The organism is Brevirhabdus pacifica (assembly GCF_002797755.1).
Lineage (GTDB): Bacteria > Pseudomonadota > Alphaproteobacteria > Rhodobacterales > Rhodobacteraceae > Brevirhabdus > Brevirhabdus pacifica.
In genome coordinates, this window is the sequence record NZ_PGFI01000016.1 from 39384 (window position 1) to 59501 (window position 20118).

The following is a 20118-nucleotide window of genomic DNA, read 5'->3' on the forward strand; positions in this document are numbered from 1 at the left end:
TCTGTCTCTGGCTGGTCGCAGCACCTGCCTCAGCTCAAATGGTCCTGGTCATGGAGAGCGACGGCTCCCTGATCCCGTCACGCTCCCAAAGCAGCTTTGCTCGAAACTACAATGACGGCATTGGTCAGGGATCGGCGTCCGATGGTTTGGCCATTCTTGGCGAGACTGAAGCAGCTTCCGAACCTGACGCGCTGAGGTTTGCGGCACTCGCCCAGCCAGCACCCCTGCCCCGCGCAGACGTTCTCTTAGGCATCGAGGCAACGGCCCTGCGCTATGCCGGCCATCCGGGCCTGCGGCGCGCAGAGCTCTCCGTGAGGGATTGGCTGGCTCTCTACCGCGCCAATATCGAGGTTGAGAGCGCCTACCGGCAGGATGCGATTTCAAGTGCGGGTGCCATTGGCCTTGGTCAATTGATGCCAGCAACTGCGCGTGATCTGGGCGTCGACCCGCGTGATCCGCTGCAGAACCTCGACGGCTCCGCCCGCTACCTCGCGATGATGCTGGAGACGTTCGGCGATCCGCACCTGGCGCTGGCTGCCTACAACGCCGGACCCGATGCGGTCCGCCAGTATGGCGGCGTTCCCCCCTACCGAGAAACCCAGAACCACGTGGCCCGCGTCATGGCCGTCGTGGCCCGATTGGAAGGATCAAATTCATGAAACAGATTTCAAACCTCTTTGTCGCCTCGCTGACGCTATTCCTGTTCATTGCCGAGCCCGCCCTAGCACAGAGCATCGATCTTTCCCCGATCCAGAGCTTGTTGCAGGGCATCGTCGATGCGCTGACCGGCCCGCTTGGTGTGGTCATCGCCACACTCGCGGTCCTCGGCGTTTTCTTGAGCTGGTTCTTCAACATCATCGACCTGCGCCAAGCGCTTTGGGTCCTCGTGGGCATCGCTGGTGTCGCGGCTGCCCCCACCATCGTTGCCGCGGTCTTTGCCGGTGGCTGAGCGCGCGCCTCTCTTTCTCGGCCTCGTTCGCCCGCCGAAGCTTCTGGGCCTGCCCATCATGTATGCGATGGTCTGGCTCTTCGGTTCGGTGCTCTTGTTCGTCTGGGTCCAGCACATCGCGGTGCTGGGCGTGGCCGCCCTTCTTTATCCGGTGCTGTGGAAGGCCGCAGATTGGGACCCGCGTTTCATCGACGTGATGATGACGGCCCTGCAGGAGACTCCGCCCACGCGCAACAGGTCCATCCATGGCGGGGACAGCTATGCCCCGTGATGACGCCCGTGATGCTGCGCTCGATGCCCGCACAATGACGCCAGACTGGTATGCGCGCGAGACCCGCCTCGCGCATATGCTGCCCTATGTGAGCCTCGTCGACGACCAGACCGTGCGGACCCGGGTGAACGAACTCTTCCGCTGCATCCGGCTCGAGGGGATCAACAGCTACACGACCGACGATGCCTATCTCGACAAGGTGACAGCGCTTTTTGCCCGCATCGTCGCGCAGCTCGGCCCGGAATTCAGCTATTACGTCCACAAGGTCTCCAAGGCCATCAAACCGGAACTGGACCCCATTCGTGAGGACAGCTTCGCAGGCGAGGTCGACCGGCGCTGGCGCGCGAAACTTACAACCAGCGGGCTTCGCGACAAGACGCTGACTCTCACCGTCATTCACCGCCCACCCCCGAAAAGCCTCCTGCCGTTCCTCAGTCGCAGTGCGCCGGACCGCCTGAGAGAGGAGACCCGCAAACGCCTGCAGCGCCTGGGTGAGGCCGTGAACGTCTTCCTCTCGGGGCTCACCGAGCTCAAGCCGCGCCTGCTGTCAGCCGGATCGGGAGAGTTGGTGGGATTTTTGGGCGCTCTGAACACGGGGCAAGAGCTGCCGCTCTACCCGGCCAACACCTACGGCTTTTTTTCCTTCAACGTCGCCAATACCCGCGTGACGTTTCACGGCGATCATTTCGAGCTCTCGGAAGGCGTCGTGGGCCACCGCTACGGCAAGAGCTTCACCATCGGGGAATACTCCGAAGGCACCTCCTGCAGCATGTTCGACATGCTGAACCTGCCGGTCGACATGATCGTGACGCACTCCTTCACGCCGATCAATTCGAACCTCATGGCGGGCCGCATCAAGCGGCAAAAGCGCCAGATGCAGGCCAGCCAGGACGCGGCCCTCTCGCTCCTGGAATCCCTCGACATCGCCGCCGATGATCTCGAGGCCAAGCGCCAAAGCTTCGGCGAACACCACATGGTCGTGACGCTCTTTTGCGACACGCTCGAAGAACTGCAAACCCTCAGCGCCGAGATCGTGAATGCCGCCGCGACCGAAGGCGTGAAGATGATTGGCGAGCGGGTCGCGGCCAAGGCGCATTACCTCAGCCAGCACCCCGGCAACCAGCCAAAGCGCGTCCGCGCCAGCGCCGTCACCAATCGCAACTTCGCGGATTTCGCGGCCTTCCACCGAACACAACTCGGCAAACCCGCAGCACTGACCCCCTGGGGCAGGGTCATCACCTATCTGCCCACACCGGAGCAGAGCGCCTATCGGTTTTCCTATCACGAGCAAGGCTCGCCCGACAAAGAACCCACCAGCGGCCATACCCTGATCATGGGACGACCCGGGTCGGGCAAATCGGTGCTGTCCGCCTTCCTGATGACCCAAGCCCGTCGAGCAGGGGCGCGGATCTTCGTCTTCGATTACCGTCTTGGTATGGAGATGGCGGTCCGCGCCAATGGCGGGCGCTACGCGTCCCTGAATGCCGGCCAGCCCACGGGTCTCAATCCGCTCTGGACCGAGACCGATGCGCGCGGCACCGCCTGGCTCTCGGATTGGCTCACAACCCTGCTCTACCGCGCCGACAAGCCCCTGACGCCGGCACAGACCAACCGCATCCAGGAGGTCGTGCGCCAGAATGCCCAGGCCACCAATCCGGCCCTGCGGAACTGGCGGGATTTCGCATCGCTTTTTGTGTCCACCGATGATGGCGGCGATCTGCACCAGCGCCTGCTCGAGTGGACCGAAGACGGCCGCTATGGCTGGATCTTCGGGCAGAGCCTTGAGGACACTTTTTCGCTCAAAGGCGATGTCGTGGGCTTCGATCTGACCGGCATTCTCGACAGCGAGGCCGACAAGGAACGGATGGCGGTCCTGTCCTATCTTTTCCGCCGGGTCGAGCGCGAAATCGAGGACCGCCGCCCCACCATCATCGTGATCGACGAGGCCTGGAAGGCGCTCGACAACGCGTATTTCGCCGAGCGGCTGTCGAACTGGCTGGTGACCGCGCGCAAGCAGAACACCGTCGCGGTGATGATGACGCATTACGCAAGCCAGCTCGAGCGCACCCGGACCGGCAAGACCATCGTCGAAGCCGTTCCGACGCAGATCCTGCTGCCCAATATCCGCGCGCAGCCTGCGGACTACGCCATGCTGAACCTCACGGAGAAGGAGCTCGACGTCCTTCTCAACACGGGCAGCAACAGCCGCTTGGCGCTGATCCGCGACGATCAGGGCTCAATCGTCGTCGATGCCGATTTGAGCGCCCTTGGACCCAATCTCACGATCCTTGGCGGCATGGAAAAGGGCGAAGCGCTTGTCGGCGCCGATTACCGCGACCGCCCAGACTTCTGGAGGCTTTCATGATCCGTATTCTTGTCGCTTTGGCTGCGCTCGGCGCGCTGGCCTCCTGCACCCAGTACCGGGAGCCGCAGGCGAACTGCTTCACATTCCTTGCGTCCACGGCACCCGTCGCGCCGGATTGCAGCTTCACGCCCCTTGGCACCCTGGAGGGCGACATTGAAGTCTAGCCTGCCTCATATCCTGGCGTTTTGCCTGCTGCCCGGTCTCAGCTTCGCCCAAGGCGTGCCGACCAATGACAGTGGGCTGACCGCACGTGACATCGTCGAGACTGGCGATCGCGAGGCTGACTTGGCCGTTCAGGCGGACAAGCTTGCCGTGCGCGAACTCATCGCCGAGATCGAACGGGAGCAGCTGGAAACCCTCCGACGCATCCTCGATGCCCAGACCAGCTTCGGCGGTCAGGGCCTGCCCGCCATGGTCTCGGGGCTGGAAAGCGGCAGCGGCGATCCCGACCGCGCCGTGGAAGCCGTCTATGGCACGGGCGAGATCGACCCCAATCCCGGCGGTGCACAGATGTTCGGGGATGCTGCGGAAAACATCGAGCAGCTCATCATCCGCGTTGCCCAGGAGACCAGCGGCTTTGCGGGTGTTGGACGCGCAGGGCTCTCCCCCGTCCAATGGCGCGCGCTTTTACAGGCCCTCATCTGGCAGGAAAGCCGGTTTACGATTGGGGCACGGTCTCCCGTCGGCGCCTATGGTCTCACCCAGATCATGCCTGGGACGGCCAGCGATCTGGGCATCAACCCGGAATACTATGACAGCCCCTACCTTCAGGTGCATGGCGGCGCGCGCTATCTCGCGACTCAGCTCAACACATTTGATGGCAACATCATCAACGCCCTCGCGGCCTATAACGCCGGACCCGGCCGGGTTTTCGAGTATGGCGGCGTGCCACCCTTCCGCGAGACCCAGCACTACGTGTCGGTCATCCCTGAACGCTATAACCTCTATCTGAGCCGTATCGGCGGGATCGATGCGCTTGGCACGATCGATCTGGCGCTTCTCGCCAATGCCAACCTCTCGCTCACGGGTCATGGGGCGGCCTTTTATGGCAGCAACTCACCAGCCGCGATCCGCCAAGCCGCCCTGCGCATCTCCGACATCGTCGAACGGATTTCCGAAACCGAGGACGTTCAGGAGAGCGTCGCGCTCAACACTTATGCCCGCGCCGAACTCGTGCGCCTCGTCGCTGCACGCATCCGGCTTCAGGCGGCCCGCACCCGAGTCCTCTCTGCCGAGGAGCTGGCCCAGGCCAGCGCCCGCATGGCCGAAGGCGCGTTCATGGATTTTACGATCAGGGAGATTGAATGATGGGACATCTGCTCTTGAGGACAGCTTTGGCCACGACACTTGGCGTTGGCTTGCAGTTCAGCGCCCTACCCCCTGCCGCAGCACAAGGTGTACCGGTCGTCGACACCCAGAACATCGCGCAAAACATCCAGCAGCTGCGGCAGATGATCGAAGACGAGATCCTGCAAAACGAGCAGCTGACGCAGCTCCGCGAACAGCTTGCCACACTCACGGATCAACTCGCAGAGCTGCAAAGAACCTATGAAGCGCTCACCCGACTTGCCGAGCTTCCAGAAATCATCCGCACCGAGATGGAAGACGAGTTGAACGGCCTGCTCGACCAAGAGTTCGACGACATCCTCGCCACGATTGAGGCGATCAAGACTGGGGATTTCTCGGGCCTCTCGGGCTCCGGCGCGGGCGAAATCGAAACCCAGATGGATCGGGTGCTGGCCGATCTCGGATTTGACGATGACACCCTCTCGGAAATGGCCACCAGCGGCAATCCCGGGGCCAACCGCGTGGCGACGCAGGCCACCACCGGTGCCCTCGTCTCAGCCGCCGCCCAGAACAGCTATGAAGATGCCGGCCAATCGCTCGAGCGGGTCGACCGCCTTGTCGGGTTCATCGACGACATGGAAGAGCTCAAGCAAAGCGTCGATCTCAACACGCGCGTGACAGCTGAATTGGCCATCGCCCTCGTGGCGATGTGGCAGCTGGAAGCGATTCAAACCGTGGGCGATGGCACCGGCGGCGTGATCGATGCCGCCACCATCGCCGAGGAGCAGCGCTTCATGGATTTCACTCTGCCCGAGCTGCGGGCCGAGTGAGTGCGGGGTGTGACGCGTGGCGAGTGAACAAGAGATCATCGAGGAAGAGCTGGTCTACGGTGCCCTGCGCCGTGAACGGCTTTGGCAGCGTCTTGGCCTGATAGGCCTTGTCTTCGGCATCATCGGCTGTCTGAGCGCGGCAGCTGTCTCGATCCTAGATGTCGATCCGCCCCCCGTCGTTGTCCCCTATGATCCCGCCACCGGCTTTGCACTCCCCGAAGCCTCGGTGGGCGCTTCCTCGGTGACCGCCAACCAGGCGATCATCGAGGCGGAGGTGTTCCGCTATGTGACCGACCGGGAGGTCTATAACCAGCTGGACAACGATCTGCGCATCCGCAGCGTCCTGCGCCGCTCGGACGGAGCTGCCGAGAGCGGGCTGCGCCAGATCTGGAACAGCGCCAACGAGAATTACCCGCCGACGGTCTATGGCCCCAATGCCCGGCTCGACGTGGAAATCCTCAGCATCAACCGGATCGGAACCAACCGCGCGACGGTCCGCCTGCGCAAGCGCCTGACGTCCATTAACGGCACCCAGACCGGCCTCTTCACTGCGACGCTTCTTTTCGAGTTCCGCCCGGAGACCCGCCGCTCCATCGATGAGGTCTGGACCAATCCCTTCGGCTTCACCGTGCTGGAATATTCCATCCGCTCCGACAGATTGGAGAATTGATTTGATCAGTAAGTTGATTGTTGTCGGCCTTTTTGCCCTGCTGCCCGGGCTCGCCTTCGCCGAAGCAATCCCGCGCGGCGGGCCCAATGACAGCCGGGTGCGGCTGGCCACCTACCAGAACGGCCAGGTCTACCGCCTCAATGTCTCCCTCACCCATGTGACCACCATCGAGTTTGGCGAGGGCGAGAGCATCCGCTCGATCATCGCGGGTGACACGGAAGGGTTTGAGATCGACGGCGTCCCGGGCGGTCAGGCCTTCGCGATCAAGCCTGTGGCGCGCGGGGTGCATACCAATGTGACAGTCTATACGAACCGCCGGAGCTACTACTTCAACGTCCAGGAGGTCCGCAGCCCAACCTTCTACGTGGTGCAGTTCCGCTATCCGGACGACGCTGCGCGCCCGACCCGGGCCATCGCCGCCCAAGCGCCGAACTACAATTACGGCGCCAGCGCGCGGACCGAGTTCACGCCAACGCGCATCTGGGATGACGGGACGTTCACGTATTTCGCGTTTCCAAGAAACGCGCCTGTGCCCGCGATCTTCCGCTACGCGGGCGGCCGCGAGCGCACGGTCAACACGCAAACTCCTGAAGACGGCGTGATCCGCGTCAGCGGCGTGAACCACCAATGGGTCCTGCGACTTGGCGAAGAGGTGGTCTGCATCGAGGCGATCCCGCCCGCGGAGGCCACCTCATGAGCGATATCGAGAACACCGAGCTGGAAAAGCGCCTCGCCGCCCTTGAGAAAGGCAGTGCCCGCGCCCCCACGGCGGCGCAGCGCCGGTCGCCCCTTCTCGCGCTGATCGTGGTCCTCGTCATCGGCGCAGGTGGTGCCCTGCTCTATGTCCTCTCACAGCCCGACGAAGAGGAAGCCTTGCCGACGGCCACTCCGGACGTCTTCCAAAGCGAAGGGGATGGCTTTGGCGCTATCGAGACCTTGCCCCCGCCCGAGCCCGAGGTTGTATTCGTCGGACCAGACCCCGTCGAGCCCAACGCGGAGCTTCTGGCGCAGATCACCGCGCTGCAGGCTCAGATCGAGGAATTGCGCAACGCCCCCGAACCGGTCGTCGAGGAAGACACCGCCGCCGCAGAGGCGATCGACGCGCTGACCGCTCAGATTGCGGCGCTGCAAGCCGCCTCGGAAGCCGCACAGCAACGATTCCAGGACGAACTGACGGCGCGGGATCGCAGCCTTGAGCAATTACGCATGGATCTGGAACTGGCCCAACTCGAGGCCAGCCGACCGCAAGCCGCGCCAGCGGGCCCCACGGAAGATGAGCTGCGCGCACGCGAGCAAGAGCGACTGCGCCGCGAGGAAGAAGCCCGGCGCATGGCCGAGCTGGAGCGCCGCGCCGCGGAGGAACGCGCCTTCCAGGAGCGGCGCATCGCCGCGCCCACCATCGCTTTTGGCGGTGCCTCCGGAGCGAATGAAACGGCTCTGACTGAACGCACTTTTGGCGAGGTGACGGATTTCGTGCTGAACGGTGCGCTGCCCTCCACCGTGACGCAGGCCGAGGTGATCGCCAATCCTTCCAACACCATCATCCAGGGCACAATGATCCACGCCGTCATGGAAACCGCCCTGGACAGCTCGCTACCCGGCCAGACCCGTGCCGTGGTGTCCGAGGATGTCTACAGCGTCGATGGCGTGCGCCTCTTGATCCCCCGCGGATCCCGTCTCATCGGGCGCTACCGCGCTGGCGTCGATATCGCGCAGCGCCGCGTCACGATCGCCTGGGACCGGATCATCCTGCCCGCGGGCCAGACCGTCCAGATCAGCTCATTCGGGGGCGATGAACTGGGACGTTCCGGTGTCACGGGTTTCGTGGACACGCGCTTTGCCGAGCGTTTCGGGTCGGCCGCCCTGATTTCGCTGATTTCCGCGGCACCTGGTGCCGCCGCATCCGAGGTCCAGGATGAGACTGCCGCCGACGTTCTCAAAGACGTGGGCGATGATCTAGCGGATGCCACGGACAGCGTGATTGGCGACTATCTCTCCATCGGCCCCGTCATCTATGTCGACCAGGGCGCCCGCGTCACGGTCATGGTCGACCGCGATCTGGAGATATTCTGAGCCCATGTCGCTGAGCTATCTCGAAACCTCGCTCGACCGGATTAACGCCGCCGCCCGCGACGATGTCATCGAGATCTGCATCAACCCTGATGGCACCTGCTGGGGCGAATTCCAGGGCGATCACTTCATGCGCGCGCTGGACCAGAGGCTGACGGGCGTTCAGGTCAGGGACCTCGGCAACCAGATCGCGTCCTCTGCCAACACCACGATGAGCAAGGACCGCCCCATCGTCTCGGTCTCGATCACCTACAAGGGGCGCCCGATCCGCGCACAGGTCATCACCCCGCCCGCCGTGCTCTCGGCCATGTCGATCAGCCTGCGGTTCTTCTCGAGCCTGCCACTCGAGGGCATCGCACTCGATTTCCTCTACGGAAAAGAGCGCAAGCTCGAAGACCTGCGCGTCGAAAAAAAACGCGCCTTGCGCGCCGTGGTGGCCGCGGGTTTGATCGATGATGCGCTCGCCTTCTGCGTCGAGAACAAACTCAACATGATCGTCTCGGGCGGCACCTCCACCGGCAAGACCGTGGCCGCGCGCAAGATCCTCTCTCACGTACCGGCCGAGGAACGCATCGTCACCATTGAGGAAGCCGCCGAGCTGCTGCCGACCCAGCCGAATGCCGTGACCCTCATCGCCAATCGTGACGCGGAATTCCAATCCGCCGATGTGCTCCTCACCGCGACGCTGCGCATGCGCCCCGACCGGATCATCCTCGGCGAGGTGCGCGGCAAGGAGGCCATGACCTTCCTCGAGGCGATCAACACCGGTCATGGCGGCTCCATGACCACGCTCCATGCCGAAACCCCGCAACTGGCCGTCCAGCGGCTCGCGATCGCAGCACTCAAAACCGAGATCCCGATGACCTATGCCGACATGATCCAATACATCGAGAATTCCATCGACGTGATCATCCAGGCCGGTCGCCATGACGGCAAACGCGGCATCACCGAATTCTACCTCCCCGGCGCAACTGAGATTGGAATTTCCCAATGAAGACGTTTGAATACGATATCTTGTTCTTTGAGGTGAAAAAACAAAAGGACTACGACGCGATGCGAAGCGCCTTGAATGAGCGCGGCGCGGAGGGGTGGGAAGTCATCACCGCCGAAGCGGGTGACTACGGCTACACCACGTTCTTGAAGCGTGAAACAGTTGCGACGAAGGCGGCTTCAGTATGATGCGGGTCGTTGCAACGGCAGGCCTGCTCGTCGCTCTCTGCCCAACCGCTGGCGTGGCCGAGCGGAACCTGGTCCCAACGCTCGACAATCAGCCGGATGTCTGCCCAGACCAGCCTCCCGAGCCACAGTGGATGCAAGACATCGATGTACGCGAGTCCCACAAACGGCTCCTGATCCAACAAATCTATCGGGCGCTGAGTATGCAACGCATCGTTGAAGCCCAAAGCTGTGAATGCCCCACGCGGTATCCATCTTGGGCAGCAGCCAAACGCGTATACGTTGAGCGCTTCGCCTCGTCCGAATACTGGGACATCGTGGAAGCGACGTCCCAATACCGGCGCCAAGCAAATGAGCTTCGACGCAAAGCCATGCCAATCTGCGAAGCCGCTGGAAACTGGTAGGGATCCATGAGTGTCGTCACCTACTTCGTGGAAACGGCCGAAGGCTATCTCAATACCGCTGCCGAGACGCAATTCGGCGCGGTCGCAGCAACGGTCGGAACGATGCTGGTACTTGGCACAACACTAGTTGTCATCCTGGTCTTCATCAACACGATCTACCAGTATCGCGCCATGGACGGGCGAACGGCCTTTTGGCTCGCAGTGAAAGTGGGGTTGATAGGTGTCTTCGCGACAAACTGGGTCCAGTTCAATGCGCTTGCCTCAGCAATACTGAACGGAATTGACAGCATTGCCGGCGCCCTTGTGGCTTCTGTCGGCGGCGGATCACCTGGTCCGTCCGGTACCTTTGCAGAGGAATTTGACGAACTGATTGCAGCGCTCGGGGACTATCTGAATGCTGCGGGATCTGAGCTGAACTGGATGGCGGGTGCCTTGCTTGACACACTTGGGGTTCTGCTGCTCTCGATTCTTGGCGGGTTGGCGGCGTTCATTGTTGTGGCGTCCCGGCTCATGATCGCTCTGCTAATTGGCATTGCGCCAGTGATGATCTTCTTGACCCTGTTCGAGGTGACCAAGGATTATTTCGCGCGCTGGTTATCCGCGCTCATTTCATTCGCGATGTATCCGATCGTCGTCGCCGGAGTGTTCGCGACGATCACGGGGGTCTCTCGGGCGCTTCTTGCCGAGCTTGGCGACCCAGAGGGGGCCTCGAACATAGGGGCCCTTATCCCATTTTTCATGATGGTGCTGATGGCAAAGGGTTTCATCATAGCAACGCCTTTTTTGGTTCGGGCGATTTCCGGAAACATCATGATGCCAGCACTCTCAGCCGGGTTCGGGGGAAGCTATGCCTTCGCCAGAGGGCTTGCAGGTAGCCAACAAGTTTACAATCGCTATGCCATCGGTGGCGCAACTGGGGCTGAATACGCAGCCCTTCGAGCGCGACAATTCTTCGGCGTGCAAGCCTTGCCGAGCCGGCCAAATACTGCTGGAGGGCCAACTGCGGCTCGTCCGGGTGACGCAACCGGAACAGGCGCCCGAATGCTGGCACAGCTTTCGAGACTTGGTAGGTTGGGCAGGCGGTGACAGCCAGGTGCCAAAAACTTGCCAAAACTGCAAAGGTTTCGCCGCGGGTTTTTGTCATTGCTAAACGGTTGATCCCTCGCGACACAAGGCACGTGGCCAAACACGACCGTTTCTGCCACAGGCGGAATCGACAATTTTAGCACCGTGCCACGGCCCTGCGCATCGCCCGATTGCCAACTGGCTCAGGCTCTTCGCCGGGGTGTTGCCCTTCACCTTTCCAGTCGTCTGACCAAAGCCAATCTTCGAAATAATAGAGCCAAAGGTAAGTCCACGGAATGATGGTTTGGTCGATCCGCTTCCGCGCGTCCCATTCCCTGGCACCTGGAAGATAAAGACAAAGGCGCAGCGGATCTCTGTAGACGTGAGGCAAAGGACGCCCTGCCGCCAGCAACTCCAGATCCGGGTCGTCTATCTGAACACCGGGCGTTTGACCCGGCTGAAGCGTGATAGTGGCAAGGTAGGAGCGCGCCAAGGCGGTCGGTTGTATAGGCTCTTGCCATGTCAATTTGTTTGCGCGGACCTGCCCCACACCACTGATAGCCGGGCTTGCCTTCAGGAACAGCAGCTGCTGCGACAGGGTCAGGTCGTATTGCCCGCCTCGTCCTATCATCAATCACCGAAGAACGTATTTGTGGGCACGGTCGTTGATGCTGCGACCTTCGATGTCGTCAGCCCGACCACAGTTGCGACAGAAAGCAGACCCGATTTGCGACCATCCGACACCGCATTGACGCGGTTGCCGAGAACCCGTCCGGTGACACCGGAACCGAACGAACGCTCCATGTTCAATGACACACGGTCCTGACCAACAGCATCGCGAAGGACTTCAAAGTCGGACAGAGCTTGTGCGTGCCACGCATAGAATGCTGGTGCCCGGCGTTCATCCTTGTTCCAATTGTCGGCGAAGTTTTCCCCGTTGGTTGTCTCGTTCAGGATGGCATAGCCCCGCCGCCCGTCCAGAATGGGGCGGTCGATGAAGTGCGGCATCATCCGGATCGTTTCGACCAACAGATCCATTTCGTCATGGAAGACGTGGTTGCGCACGCAATAGGCATAGGACTGCATCGCAAGGGTGGTAATGATAACGGAAATCGGGGCCACGTCTTGCGTGTTGTTCTGATAAAAAACGTCGCGGTGCCGTTTGAGCAATTGCACGATGCGGCGCAGGATGCCTTTCACTGCTTCTCGGACGGGGAACGGCTCCACCGTCGCCTCGTCCCGCTGCATGGCGATAAACTTGCCCACAAAGGTAGGCCGGAGTGCGGCGCGCTCATCGAACAGGGTCTTGTAGGCCCGCGGGTTTGTCGGATGCCATTCCTTCAGAGCCCGGTCGGGCACCAATTCGCCCCGGTTGCCGCAGACCGGGTTTGCTATCGTCGGGGATAGGTCGAGGTGGAAGTCCCCCGCATAGTTGAGACGCCAACAACGCTTTTTTTCTTCGAGAAGGCGCACATAGGTGGCGTGTTCCTTGAGCCGGTTTCCAACCGCCGCCTTCAGGGTCGCTGGTGAGATGCCGGACGCGATACCTGCACAAAGGCAGATCAGATCGACATCGAATTCCCGCCGCCCGATTGGCTTCACGGCCGTTCCAAGCGCACTGGACCCTTGGAGATAGACCAGAACACTGACGAGTAGGGGATCAGTTGAACCGGACAGCCAGTCTCCGACGGCACCATAGCTCTGGCGCGCACGATCAAACTGGGTTTCGGTGAGGTCCAGATCCTCGCCTATCTCGTCCAGGATGGTGAATATCTGCGTGCGCCGCCGAATATCACTGTCGGTCAGTGGCTGTCGCAACATCTGATTCATGCCGCTTTCTCCTTGAGTTGATAGACCGGCACGAAGGTATCGGCAGGCTGGGTGAAAAAGATCGGGGTCAGGTGGGGCTTTGCTTTTCGGCCTTCTGACATACCGAGGCCCTTGAGGCGGCCGATCTTCGTGGTGTCATCCAAGGTAAAAAACCCGCTCGGGACAGACGGCGAAATGCGGTAGATGCGATCCCCATCGTAAGGGTGTCCCGTCAGAAGTTTTGCCATGCCGAGGGCGCCATGTGATTGCCCATCCGCGTAAAGGTTGAGGACTTTGAGGCCGAGTCCGGCAAACCCTGGACTTTCGGGCAGCATGTAGACTTCGTCCAGACACCCCAGGCTCAGAATGCGCAGGTCTGACGGATGCCACCCCAGAAGAGTGATGGCTTCGACGACAGCAATGGCTGTGGGATTGTTGGCCCATGTCCCGCCATCGGTCAGGCCAATATCATCAGCAGTGCGATGTCGCTTGAAATACGTAGGTGCCGCTGCCGTAGCCAGGGCGGCATCAAGCGCAGTCTTGCGATAATCGGTTTGCAGGCGTGTGTGATGCGCGGTCTTGTAGATATAAGGGCTGCGGAGATCGGCATCCCACGCCGGGATCACCAACCGGGTCTGTGATTGCCCGATCAGATCGTTGTTGAGAACGGCCTTGAGTTCACGGGCAAGAATTGCCGCATCGTGCTTTGGACCGACTACGTGCCGACCTGTGGCGGTGAGGGTGCGCCATGCCTGCCGTATCCTCCCCAGCGGTTCATCATCCGCATTGTCCTGACCGAAGATGACAGGCCCGCGACGCTCGTAAAGCTCGAGCAGTTCCTTTGCCGTGCGGCCGAGGCCAAGGCCGAGTGCGATGATGCCACCCGTCGATGTGCCCGCGATGAGATCGAAATAGCGCCCAATGGGCTGGCCCAGATCTTCCTCGAGCCCCGCGAGGAATGCAGCGGGCATCGTGCCCTTAATCCCGCCCCCGTCGATGGAGAGGATGCGACGTATCTGCCTGTTGTTCCCACCGTTGCTCATCCTGACATCCATTCCGCTTATGCCCTTCAGCCTTTCGGCGGATACGGGTCCTTGCCATAGGTGTTGCGCTCGCGGATGCGACCGTTCTCGCCGTGGATCAGCATCTCGCTGCCCTGACGAATGGCGGATTCCCGCGCGGCCGTGATGGCCTCGCGCTGCGTGCCGTGGACGGAAGACGCGCGGGAGTTACCCGCCCCCTTCACTGCCCAACCGCTTTCATGCGGCACAACATGCTGATTTTTCTTAGACATTTCAAGCCTCACATGTCGATTTCGGTTGACGATGCGACAACCTTGTGTTTAAATATACAGGAAGAAATGGCGTTTATCAACCACAACAATAACCGCCGGGAGAGGATCATGTTCGGACAAAGACTCAGGCTTGCCCGCAAGCGGGCGGGTCTATCCATGCAAGCGCTCGCGGAGCGCGTAACCCCAAGCGTGTCAGCGCAGGCCATCAGCAAATACGAGGCGGACAAGATGATGCCGTCCTCGTCGGTGCTGGTCGGCCTCGGCAAGGCGCTCGGCGTGTCACTGGACTTCCTGCTCGGCGGTCAGGTCGAAGCTCTGGAAAGCGTCGAGTGGCGAAAGAACTCGACCGCCTCGGCGCAGGATCGCGCGATGGCGGAATCCATCGTCATCGAGAAGCTCGAAGACTATCTCGCCATCGAGGACATCCTCGATATGCACCCCGCTGAAGACCCCTTCGCCGCGCTGCGCGTGGAAATGGTGGCCGATGAAGAGGCCATCGACGCCAAGGCGCGGGACGTGCGGCGCGAGTGGCAGCTTGGGATCGACCCGATCCCGAGTATGACCGCCCTGCTCGAAGACAAGGGACTCAAGGTCATCGAGGCCGATCTCCCGGAACGCATCAACGGGCTGGCCTGTCATGTCGAACGGGCGGAGGGCGCACCGACTGAGGTGATCGTCGTCTCACGGCACACCAATGTCGAACGCAAGCGCTTCAACCTCGCCCACGAACTCGCGCACCGGATCATCACCGAAACCGGCAATGCCGCACTGAAAAAGGAGCCCTCGATGCACCGCTTCGCGGGGGCGTTCCTCATTCCGCGTGAGCATCTGGAGGAGGAAGCTGGCCGAAACCGTCACGGCATGACCTGGATAGAGATCATGCGGCTCAAGCGCACCTATGGCGTCTCCGCCGCCGCGATGCTCGTGCGGCTCGGCCAGGTGGGCATCCTGTCGAAGAGCGCTGTGGAATATGCGTTCAAGACCTATGCGCGAAGCTGGCGGCGCGAGGAGCCGGAGCCTATCGGTCCAGGCGAGGGCTTTGCGGCCTTCGAGAAGCCGCAGCGCTTCGAGCGCCTCGTCTGGCGCGCGCTCGGCGAGGAGATGATTTCCCCCGTGCGGGCGGCGCAGATGCTCGGGCTCCCCTTGAGCGTTGTCGAACGCGACATCAGGGGGCCTCGTGACCAGTGACCTGTGTTGTCGTCAATGATGCGTCCTGTCTGATCGACTTGAAGAAGGGAGAGTTGCTGCACGTCCTGCTGCGGCTGCCCTATCGCTTCATCGTGCCCCTGCCCATCCGTGAGGAGGAGCTGCTCGATTTCACGGCGCAGGAATGGCGGATGCTCGAAGACGGTGGCCTCGCCACCTACGATCTGCCGGGGGAAGAAGTCGCGCGGGTTTTCGCTCTAAAGCGGGAACATAGCCGCCTGTCGGCCAATGATTGCTTCGCCCTCGTGACGACAACCTGCCAGGAAAACGGCATCCTCCTGACCGGCGACAACCTTCTACGCAAGGTCGCCACCGCTCGCGCGGTGCGCGTTCATGGCGTCCTCTGGATCATCGACGAGCTGCACGCCGCCGAAGCCTGCGATGTCGGGCTTCTTGTCTCCGCCCTGCAAATCTGGCGGGCGGATGAGGCGGTCTTCCTACCCCCCGCCGAGATCGACAAGCGGCTGCGCCGTCTCGGGGCATAATCTGAACAAGGTGGAGATGGCTGGACCCTGCCCACGACGTTCCGAGCGAAAGATCGAACGGTCATGCAAACCAGCCCCTTTTTTCGGCGTCAAAAAGCATCGTTTGTGACATTCAGCGTTACGGAAGCTACGCGCAGGTCGCCATGCCCGCCACCCTATCGCGCAACCAGCCTTTCACCATCCTCCTCTCTCAGCATCGCTTCCATTTCGTCCAAGCCATCGACTGCAGAGCGCATCTGCGCCTCATCAGCTACGCTCGCAGCTTCAGAATCCACGACGCTGCTGCCAAAATCCATCTCCATCTGGCGCTGTTCCTCGGCGATGACGGCTTGAACGACAGGCGCGGTCTTCTTTGGAGCGGCGTCGGCTTGGCCTGACGGTTGACCATCGCCAGCCTGGCTCGCCCTCTCCATATCGGCTTCTGTTCCCCCTGGCCCATCCGACGGCGGCGTCATCGGCATGGCGCGCACACTGAGCGGCAGGTTCCCCTGCAGCCCCCCTCCCCCCGGCTCCGGAAACGGCAACTCGCCCGTCTGTGCCGCGTGGATCGCCTTGAACAGCCGATCATCAAAAAACTGGATCCGCTTTGCCCGGACCGGCATCTGGGCATCGATCACCATGACAATCTCGTCGAGCGGTAGGCGGCGCGCCTCATCTTCAGGGAGCAAGGAACTCTCTTCGGTCCGTGTGGATTGGCTGCGGCCCTCAAAGGGGTTCTTGCCGATGGACTGTGAGCGCGTGACCACGGTCTTTGTGGTCTTGCCGACCGCCTTGCTCAGCTCCTCGACGGTCTTCTCATCCGAGGGCGTCAGGTAGAGCTTCACGCCGGCATTGCCCTGCAGGGCGCGGCGGGTGTTCTCGCCATAGATTTCATCGAGGGCGGGGATGGTTTGCGTGACCACAGCCAGGTGGCCGCGATAGGTGCGCAGGGTCTCGATGCTCTCGACCACGATGGGCATTTTTCCGAGGCGATTGAACTCGTCGAGCATGATCATCACGGGCCACGGCTCGTCTGGCCCGGGATCCTTTTCCTGCATGGCGGAGAGCAGGTCGGAGAAAAACAGCCGGATCAGCGGCGCGAGCGGCTTCACCATCAGCGGCTGGACCACGAGATACACTGAAAAGGGCTTCTTGCGGATCGTGCGGAAATCAAAGTCCGACACCGCCGTCGCCTCATCGATCGCGGGGTTCTGCCATTGATCGAGCCCCGAGGTCATCAGGAGCGAAACGTAAGACGTCAGCGTATCGTTGTTGGTCGAAGCCAGCCGCGTGAAGATCAGCTTGGCCGCCCTGTTGTCGACCTCGTGGCCCCGCGCGAAATACTCCTTCTGCTTGTTCCCGCCCGAGGCCGCGATGCGGTAGATCTCGCCCAAGGTCGGGCGCTTGCGCTGGAAGGCCAACAGGCCTGCTGCCACGAAGAGATCGATCCCGCCTTTGAGCAGCCCCTGAACCCGGTCATTGTCGCTTTGCAGGAAGAGCGTCGCAAGAAGCTGCAATTCCATCTGCTGGCGCGCGGGATCTTTCAACTCATAGATGCGCAGGAGCGGGTTGTAACGATGCGTGCGCTTGCCCTCCCAATCGGTGGGGGCAAAGCGATAGACCTTGTCGCCTTGGGCGGCGCGGTGCCGGGCCGTGGCCTCGAAACATTCGCCCTTCACATCGAGCGTCACGGCGGAGCCTTGCCAGGTCAGCAGGTTCGGAATGACAAAGCCCGTGGTCTTGCCGCGACCCGTGGGGGCCACGATCAGCGCATGGGGGAAGACCTTCGAGCAAATGTAATTGGCGCGGGAGCCCGGCGTCCCCAGCTTGCCGAGGATGAACCCGGTGCCCGGCGCCCCGAAGAAGCCGTTGGCCTTCATCTCGCGCGCACTCTGCCAATGGGTCTGGCCAAAGCGTGTCAGGGCGGATCCTGAGAGGGCGAGGCTCAGCATCAGGCCGGCGGCGGCGAAGCTGCCGACGATCAGGTGAATAAGTTGGGCGTCCTCCGGGCGGCGATCGAGGATCGCCAGATAGTTCTGCGCGATATAGGCAAAGTCGATCTCGGCGCCGAAGCCGAGATCCTGGTAAGTCAGCACCGCCGAGGCGATGGTATAGCCCATGGCCCCGGTCACCAGCGTTACCAGAAGGACCCCTGTTGCGATCCGCGCTTTTCCCATGGAAGCGCTCAATGGACCTGGCCCCGCTCAGTCTCGCCATCCACGTCCGCGGCGCGGTGTTTTTCATATTCGGCATCGGCAAGATCATCGACCACCTGGCGCAAGGCCTCCGTGTTGGCCGTCGCTGCATCCGATTGCAGGTAGACCTTGGCGACATAGAGCCGGTCGAGGCGGTCCTCGAGAACCTTTTCCAGCGCATCGGCATCGCCGGATGTGAGCCGGTCTAGTTGGCGAACGTCCAGCACCCGCGCGATCTCGCCGCGGAAAGCGTCCCGCTCCGTCTCGGTCTCGAAGGGCGCGGACAACTCCCCCGCCCGCTCATGGTCCAGGACCCGCGCAATCTCGTCTGCAAGGCGGTCGGTACGGGCAGACTGCGGCGCAGTTTCACCGCGGGCTGCGAGGAGTGAGTCGCGCGTGCCAACCCCAATCCCCTCGCGCATCTCATTTTCGCGGCGGACCTGGTTGATGGCCTCCGTGTCGCGGATCTCGACGACGGCCGCATAGGTCGCGCCAAGCCCGCGGGCGAGGTGGGACGGCATGTCAGGATAGCGCTCCCTGAATTCATCCGTGACAGCATCTGCAACGGGCGTGCGGACGTCGCGTCCCTCCATGATCCGGTCGACCTCGCGGGTGATCTCGCTGGCGCGGGCCGCATCGGTAATGGTCTCCCTGTAAGGCTCAGACCGGTCAATCACATCGCCAGGGCGTGCGAGCAGATCCGGGTGTGCCTCGAGATATGCACGCTGCTCCGTCTCGATCCGGCGCTCCGCCCGTGAGACAACCTCCCAGTTCCGGTCCTCGATCTGCTGCGCAGTCAGGCCGTCTGCGCGCATCTCCTGACGGATTGTCCCTTCCATCGCCCGGACCGCGCCCTCATGATAATGGAACCGCTCGCTGACCGGTTCCGCTTCCATGACGCCATCCCGGCGCAGCACGTTCTCGCGCTCCAACAGCGTGCCAAGTTCCACATGCACGTCATTGAGAATGTCGCGGGCCTGTTCCAGATCGGCGCGGCGCTCGAGGTTCAGGTTCCGCGCCTCGGCCACTTTGGAGAGATCATTGGCGATCCATTGATGCTCGAGCGCTGCATTTGACGCGCCCGTCTCGATCCGGGCCACCACTTCCGATGTGCTGATCCCGGTGCCCCGTAGTGCCGCGTCAATGCGCGATCTCAGGTCGGGCTCCGCCAGTCGCTCGCGCTGGCTGGCGTCGATATTGGCTTCGGAATAGATCCCGCCCTCCGAGGGGGTCTCTGACAGCGTGGATGATCGCAGCCCCAAGGGCTGCATGTGCTGGACCTGCGTCTGGATCTCGATGAGGCGCTTTTCCAGCACGGGACGTTCCGCGTCAGATTTTTCGGCGATCATGCCCTGGACCCGCGCGAGCTTCTCCGCATAGAGGCTTCTCAGGTCCTCGAAACTTTGATCCTCGGCCATATACACATCTCCTGTTCGGTCCACCTGCCCGCCATGCGCCAGCACCTCGCCCGCGCGAAATAGCGCCGCGGCAATATCCTCGCGGGCCTCGCGGGAGGCCTCCGTGGCAAGCGAATGGTAGACGGTTCTGGTGTTGGCGATCTCCGCCAGCGTCCGGGCTAGGTCGGTCCCAACGCGTTCCCGCTCGCGGGGCGCGCGGCCCTCGTCTTTCGCGGCGTAGACCTCGCGGGTAGGGGCTGGGTAATGTACAGCCCCGCGATCCACCCGCCGCGTGGCTTCCAGGCGCACACCATACTTTTCCGCCTCCTCGACCATGGCGAGGCGAAAATCATCATAGTTGAAGCGATGGTTGCGCCCCAGAAAGAAGAACTCGCCTTCCTGCGAACGGCGGTTCAGCACTAGATGCGCATGCGGGTGATCGCGGTCCTCATGCACCGCGATAATGTAGTCGAAATGCCCCGCGTCGGTCTGGAAGAACCGCTCGGCCACGTCCGTCGCAATGTCGCGCACATCCTCGCCGCGCGTGCCGATGGGGAAGGACATGAGCATATGGGTGGTCTGTCCGAGCTTGGGCTTGAAGCCCGCATCCCACCGTTTGGCAAAGCGCTCGGTCAGGTCCTTGATGTCACCGGCCTCGAGCTTCGC

The 20118-nt window shown here is 62.1% G+C and carries 21 protein-coding genes; 15 read left to right on the forward strand and 6 right to left on the reverse strand.

Annotation, left to right across the window (positions count from 1 at the left end):
* The first annotated feature begins 38 nt into the window (after positions 1-38).
* The 13 genes from CLV77_RS15750 (at position 39) to CLV77_RS15810 (ending at position 11108) form a co-directional block, all read left to right on the forward strand.
* The gene (locus CLV77_RS15750; RefSeq protein WP_076981276.1) at positions 39-659 is read left to right on the forward strand and encodes a lytic transglycosylase domain-containing protein; all 621 of its coding nucleotides are present in this window, start codon (positions 39-41) and stop codon (positions 657-659) included.
* Positions 656-949: a TrbC/VirB2 family protein gene (locus tag CLV77_RS15755; RefSeq protein ID WP_076981277.1), complete on the forward strand. Its 294-nt coding sequence runs from the start codon at positions 656-658 to the stop codon at positions 947-949. The genes CLV77_RS15750 and CLV77_RS15755 overlap by 4 nt, the downstream gene beginning before the upstream one ends.
* Entirely contained in the window at positions 942-1220 is a 279-nt protein-coding gene (locus tag CLV77_RS15760; RefSeq protein WP_012187324.1) for a VirB3 family type IV secretion system protein, read from the forward strand. Before CLV77_RS15755 ends, CLV77_RS15760 begins: the two co-directional genes overlap by 8 nt.
* A complete protein-coding gene (locus CLV77_RS15765; RefSeq protein ID WP_076981278.1) occupies positions 1210-3585 on the forward strand; it encodes a VirB4 family type IV secretion/conjugal transfer ATPase in 2376 nt (791 codons plus the stop codon). Before CLV77_RS15760 ends, CLV77_RS15765 begins: the two co-directional genes overlap by 11 nt.
* Entirely contained in the window at positions 3582-3749 is a 168-nt protein-coding gene (locus tag CLV77_RS16570; RefSeq protein WP_170043974.1) for a hypothetical protein, read from the forward strand. Before CLV77_RS15765 ends, CLV77_RS16570 begins: the two co-directional genes overlap by 4 nt.
* On the forward strand, positions 3739-4893 hold the full coding sequence (locus CLV77_RS15770) for a lytic transglycosylase domain-containing protein (protein WP_197685792.1): 1155 nt from the start codon (positions 3739-3741) through the stop codon (positions 4891-4893). Before CLV77_RS16570 ends, CLV77_RS15770 begins: the two co-directional genes overlap by 11 nt.
* Complete coding sequence (locus CLV77_RS15775) at positions 4893-5702, forward strand: type IV secretion system protein (protein WP_076981305.1); 810 nt, start codon at positions 4893-4895, stop codon at positions 5700-5702. The genes CLV77_RS15770 and CLV77_RS15775 overlap by 1 nt, the downstream gene beginning before the upstream one ends.
* 16 nt (positions 5703-5718) lie before the next feature.
* A complete protein-coding gene (locus CLV77_RS15780) occupies positions 5719-6372 on the forward strand; it encodes a VirB8 family type IV secretion system protein (protein WP_076981280.1) in 654 nt (217 codons plus the stop codon).
* Positions 6373-6385: 13 nt separating this feature from the next.
* Positions 6386-7069 carry a TrbG/VirB9 family P-type conjugative transfer protein gene (locus tag CLV77_RS15785; RefSeq protein ID WP_425319795.1) on the forward strand — a complete coding sequence of 228 codons (684 nt, stop codon included), beginning with the start codon at positions 6386-6388 and terminating at the stop codon, positions 7067-7069.
* Entirely contained in the window at positions 7066-8445 is a 1380-nt protein-coding gene (locus CLV77_RS15790) for a TraB/TrbI/VirB10 family type IV secretion system protein (RefSeq protein ID WP_076981282.1), read from the forward strand. The genes CLV77_RS15785 and CLV77_RS15790 overlap by 4 nt, the downstream gene beginning before the upstream one ends.
* A gap of 4 nt (positions 8446-8449) precedes the next feature.
* The gene (locus tag CLV77_RS15795) at positions 8450-9436 is read left to right on the forward strand and encodes an ATPase, T2SS/T4P/T4SS family (protein ID WP_076981283.1); all 987 of its coding nucleotides are present in this window, start codon (positions 8450-8452) and stop codon (positions 9434-9436) included.
* Complete coding sequence (locus CLV77_RS15800) at positions 9433-9621, forward strand: hypothetical protein (RefSeq protein ID WP_076981284.1); 189 nt, start codon at positions 9433-9435, stop codon at positions 9619-9621. Before CLV77_RS15795 ends, CLV77_RS15800 begins: the two co-directional genes overlap by 4 nt.
* A 407-nt stretch (positions 9622-10028) precedes the next feature.
* Complete coding sequence (locus CLV77_RS15810) at positions 10029-11108, forward strand: TrbL/VirB6 family protein (RefSeq protein ID WP_076981285.1); 1080 nt, start codon at positions 10029-10031, stop codon at positions 11106-11108.
* Between the two features lie 136 nt (positions 11109-11244).
* On the opposite strand, the gene CLV77_RS15815 is transcribed toward CLV77_RS15810, so the two are convergent.
* The 4 genes from CLV77_RS15815 to CLV77_RS15830 are packed head-to-tail and all read right to left on the reverse strand — an operon-like array spanning position 11245 to position 14190.
* Positions 11245-11718, reverse strand: coding sequence for a type II CBASS E2 protein (locus CLV77_RS15815; protein ID WP_009820225.1), 474 nt, complete (start codon positions 11716-11718; stop codon positions 11245-11247).
* A complete protein-coding gene (locus CLV77_RS15820) occupies positions 11718-12917 on the reverse strand; it encodes a nucleotidyltransferase domain-containing protein (protein ID WP_076981286.1) in 1200 nt (399 codons plus the stop codon). Before CLV77_RS15820 ends, CLV77_RS15815 begins: the two co-directional genes overlap by 1 nt.
* A complete protein-coding gene (locus CLV77_RS15825) occupies positions 12914-13951 on the reverse strand; it encodes a CBASS cGAMP-activated phospholipase (RefSeq protein WP_076981287.1) in 1038 nt (345 codons plus the stop codon). Before CLV77_RS15825 ends, CLV77_RS15820 begins: the two co-directional genes overlap by 4 nt.
* 14 nt (positions 13952-13965) lie before the next feature.
* Positions 13966-14190 (reverse strand): DUF2188 domain-containing protein, encoded by a 225-nt coding sequence (locus CLV77_RS15830; protein ID WP_009815559.1) that lies wholly within the window; start codon positions 14188-14190, stop codon positions 13966-13968.
* A 12-nt stretch (positions 14191-14202) separates the two neighbouring features.
* Here CLV77_RS15830 and CLV77_RS15835 point away from each other — a divergent pair, with 12 nt between their 5' ends.
* Together CLV77_RS15835 and CLV77_RS15840 are read left to right on the forward strand one after the other, a co-directional pair.
* Positions 14203-15378 (forward strand): XRE family transcriptional regulator, encoded by a 1176-nt coding sequence (locus CLV77_RS15835; protein WP_244901605.1) that lies wholly within the window; start codon positions 14203-14205, stop codon positions 15376-15378.
* Entirely contained in the window at positions 15375-15881 is a 507-nt protein-coding gene (locus CLV77_RS15840) for a PIN domain-containing protein (protein ID WP_009815557.1), read from the forward strand. Before CLV77_RS15835 ends, CLV77_RS15840 begins: the two co-directional genes overlap by 4 nt.
* Before the next feature lie 155 nt (positions 15882-16036).
* On the opposite strand, the gene CLV77_RS15845 is transcribed toward CLV77_RS15840, so the two are convergent.
* Positions 16037-18037 (reverse strand): type IV secretory system conjugative DNA transfer family protein, encoded by a 2001-nt coding sequence (locus tag CLV77_RS15845; RefSeq protein ID WP_076981288.1) that lies wholly within the window; start codon positions 18035-18037, stop codon positions 16037-16039.
* 8 nt (positions 18038-18045) lie between these two features.
* Positions 18046-20118 (reverse strand): relaxase/mobilization nuclease domain-containing protein (locus CLV77_RS15850; RefSeq protein ID WP_100339214.1); only part of this gene is annotated, 2073 nt, incomplete at its 5' end.

Coding starts and splice junctions, on each gene's coding strand:
- CLV77_RS15750 (WP_076981276.1), top strand. CDS start 39: ATGGTCCTGGTCATGGAGAGCGACGGCTCCCTGATCCCGTCACGCTCC.
- CLV77_RS15755 (WP_076981277.1), top strand. CDS start 656: ATGAAACAGATTTCAAACCTCTTTGTCGCCTCGCTGACGCTATTCCTG.
- CLV77_RS15765 (WP_076981278.1), top strand. CDS start 1,210: ATGCCCCGTGATGACGCCCGTGATGCTGCGCTCGATGCCCGCACAATG.
- CLV77_RS16570 (WP_170043974.1), top strand. CDS start 3,582: ATGATCCGTATTCTTGTCGCTTTGGCTGCGCTCGGCGCGCTGGCCTCC.
- CLV77_RS15775 (WP_076981305.1), top strand. CDS start 4,893: ATGGGACATCTGCTCTTGAGGACAGCTTTGGCCACGACACTTGGCGTT.
- CLV77_RS15790 (WP_076981282.1), top strand. CDS start 7,066: ATGAGCGATATCGAGAACACCGAGCTGGAAAAGCGCCTCGCCGCCCTT.
- CLV77_RS15795 (WP_076981283.1), top strand. CDS start 8,450: ATGTCGCTGAGCTATCTCGAAACCTCGCTCGACCGGATTAACGCCGCC.
- CLV77_RS15800 (WP_076981284.1), top strand. CDS start 9,433: ATGAAGACGTTTGAATACGATATCTTGTTCTTTGAGGTGAAAAAACAA.
- CLV77_RS15810 (WP_076981285.1), top strand. CDS start 10,029: ATGAGTGTCGTCACCTACTTCGTGGAAACGGCCGAAGGCTATCTCAAT.
- CLV77_RS15815 (WP_009820225.1), bottom strand. CDS start 11,718: ATGATAGGACGAGGCGGGCAATACGACCTGACCCTGTCGCAGCAGCTG.
- CLV77_RS15820 (WP_076981286.1), bottom strand. CDS start 12,917: ATGAATCAGATGTTGCGACAGCCACTGACCGACAGTGATATTCGGCGG.
- CLV77_RS15825 (WP_076981287.1), bottom strand. CDS start 13,951: ATGGATGTCAGGATGAGCAACGGTGGGAACAACAGGCAGATACGTCGC.
- CLV77_RS15830 (WP_009815559.1), bottom strand. CDS start 14,190: ATGTCTAAGAAAAATCAGCATGTTGTGCCGCATGAAAGCGGTTGGGCA.
- CLV77_RS15835 (WP_244901605.1), top strand. CDS start 14,203: ATGTCGATTTCGGTTGACGATGCGACAACCTTGTGTTTAAATATACAG.
- CLV77_RS15845 (WP_076981288.1), bottom strand. CDS start 18,037: ATGGGAAAAGCGCGGATCGCAACAGGGGTCCTTCTGGTAACGCTGGTG.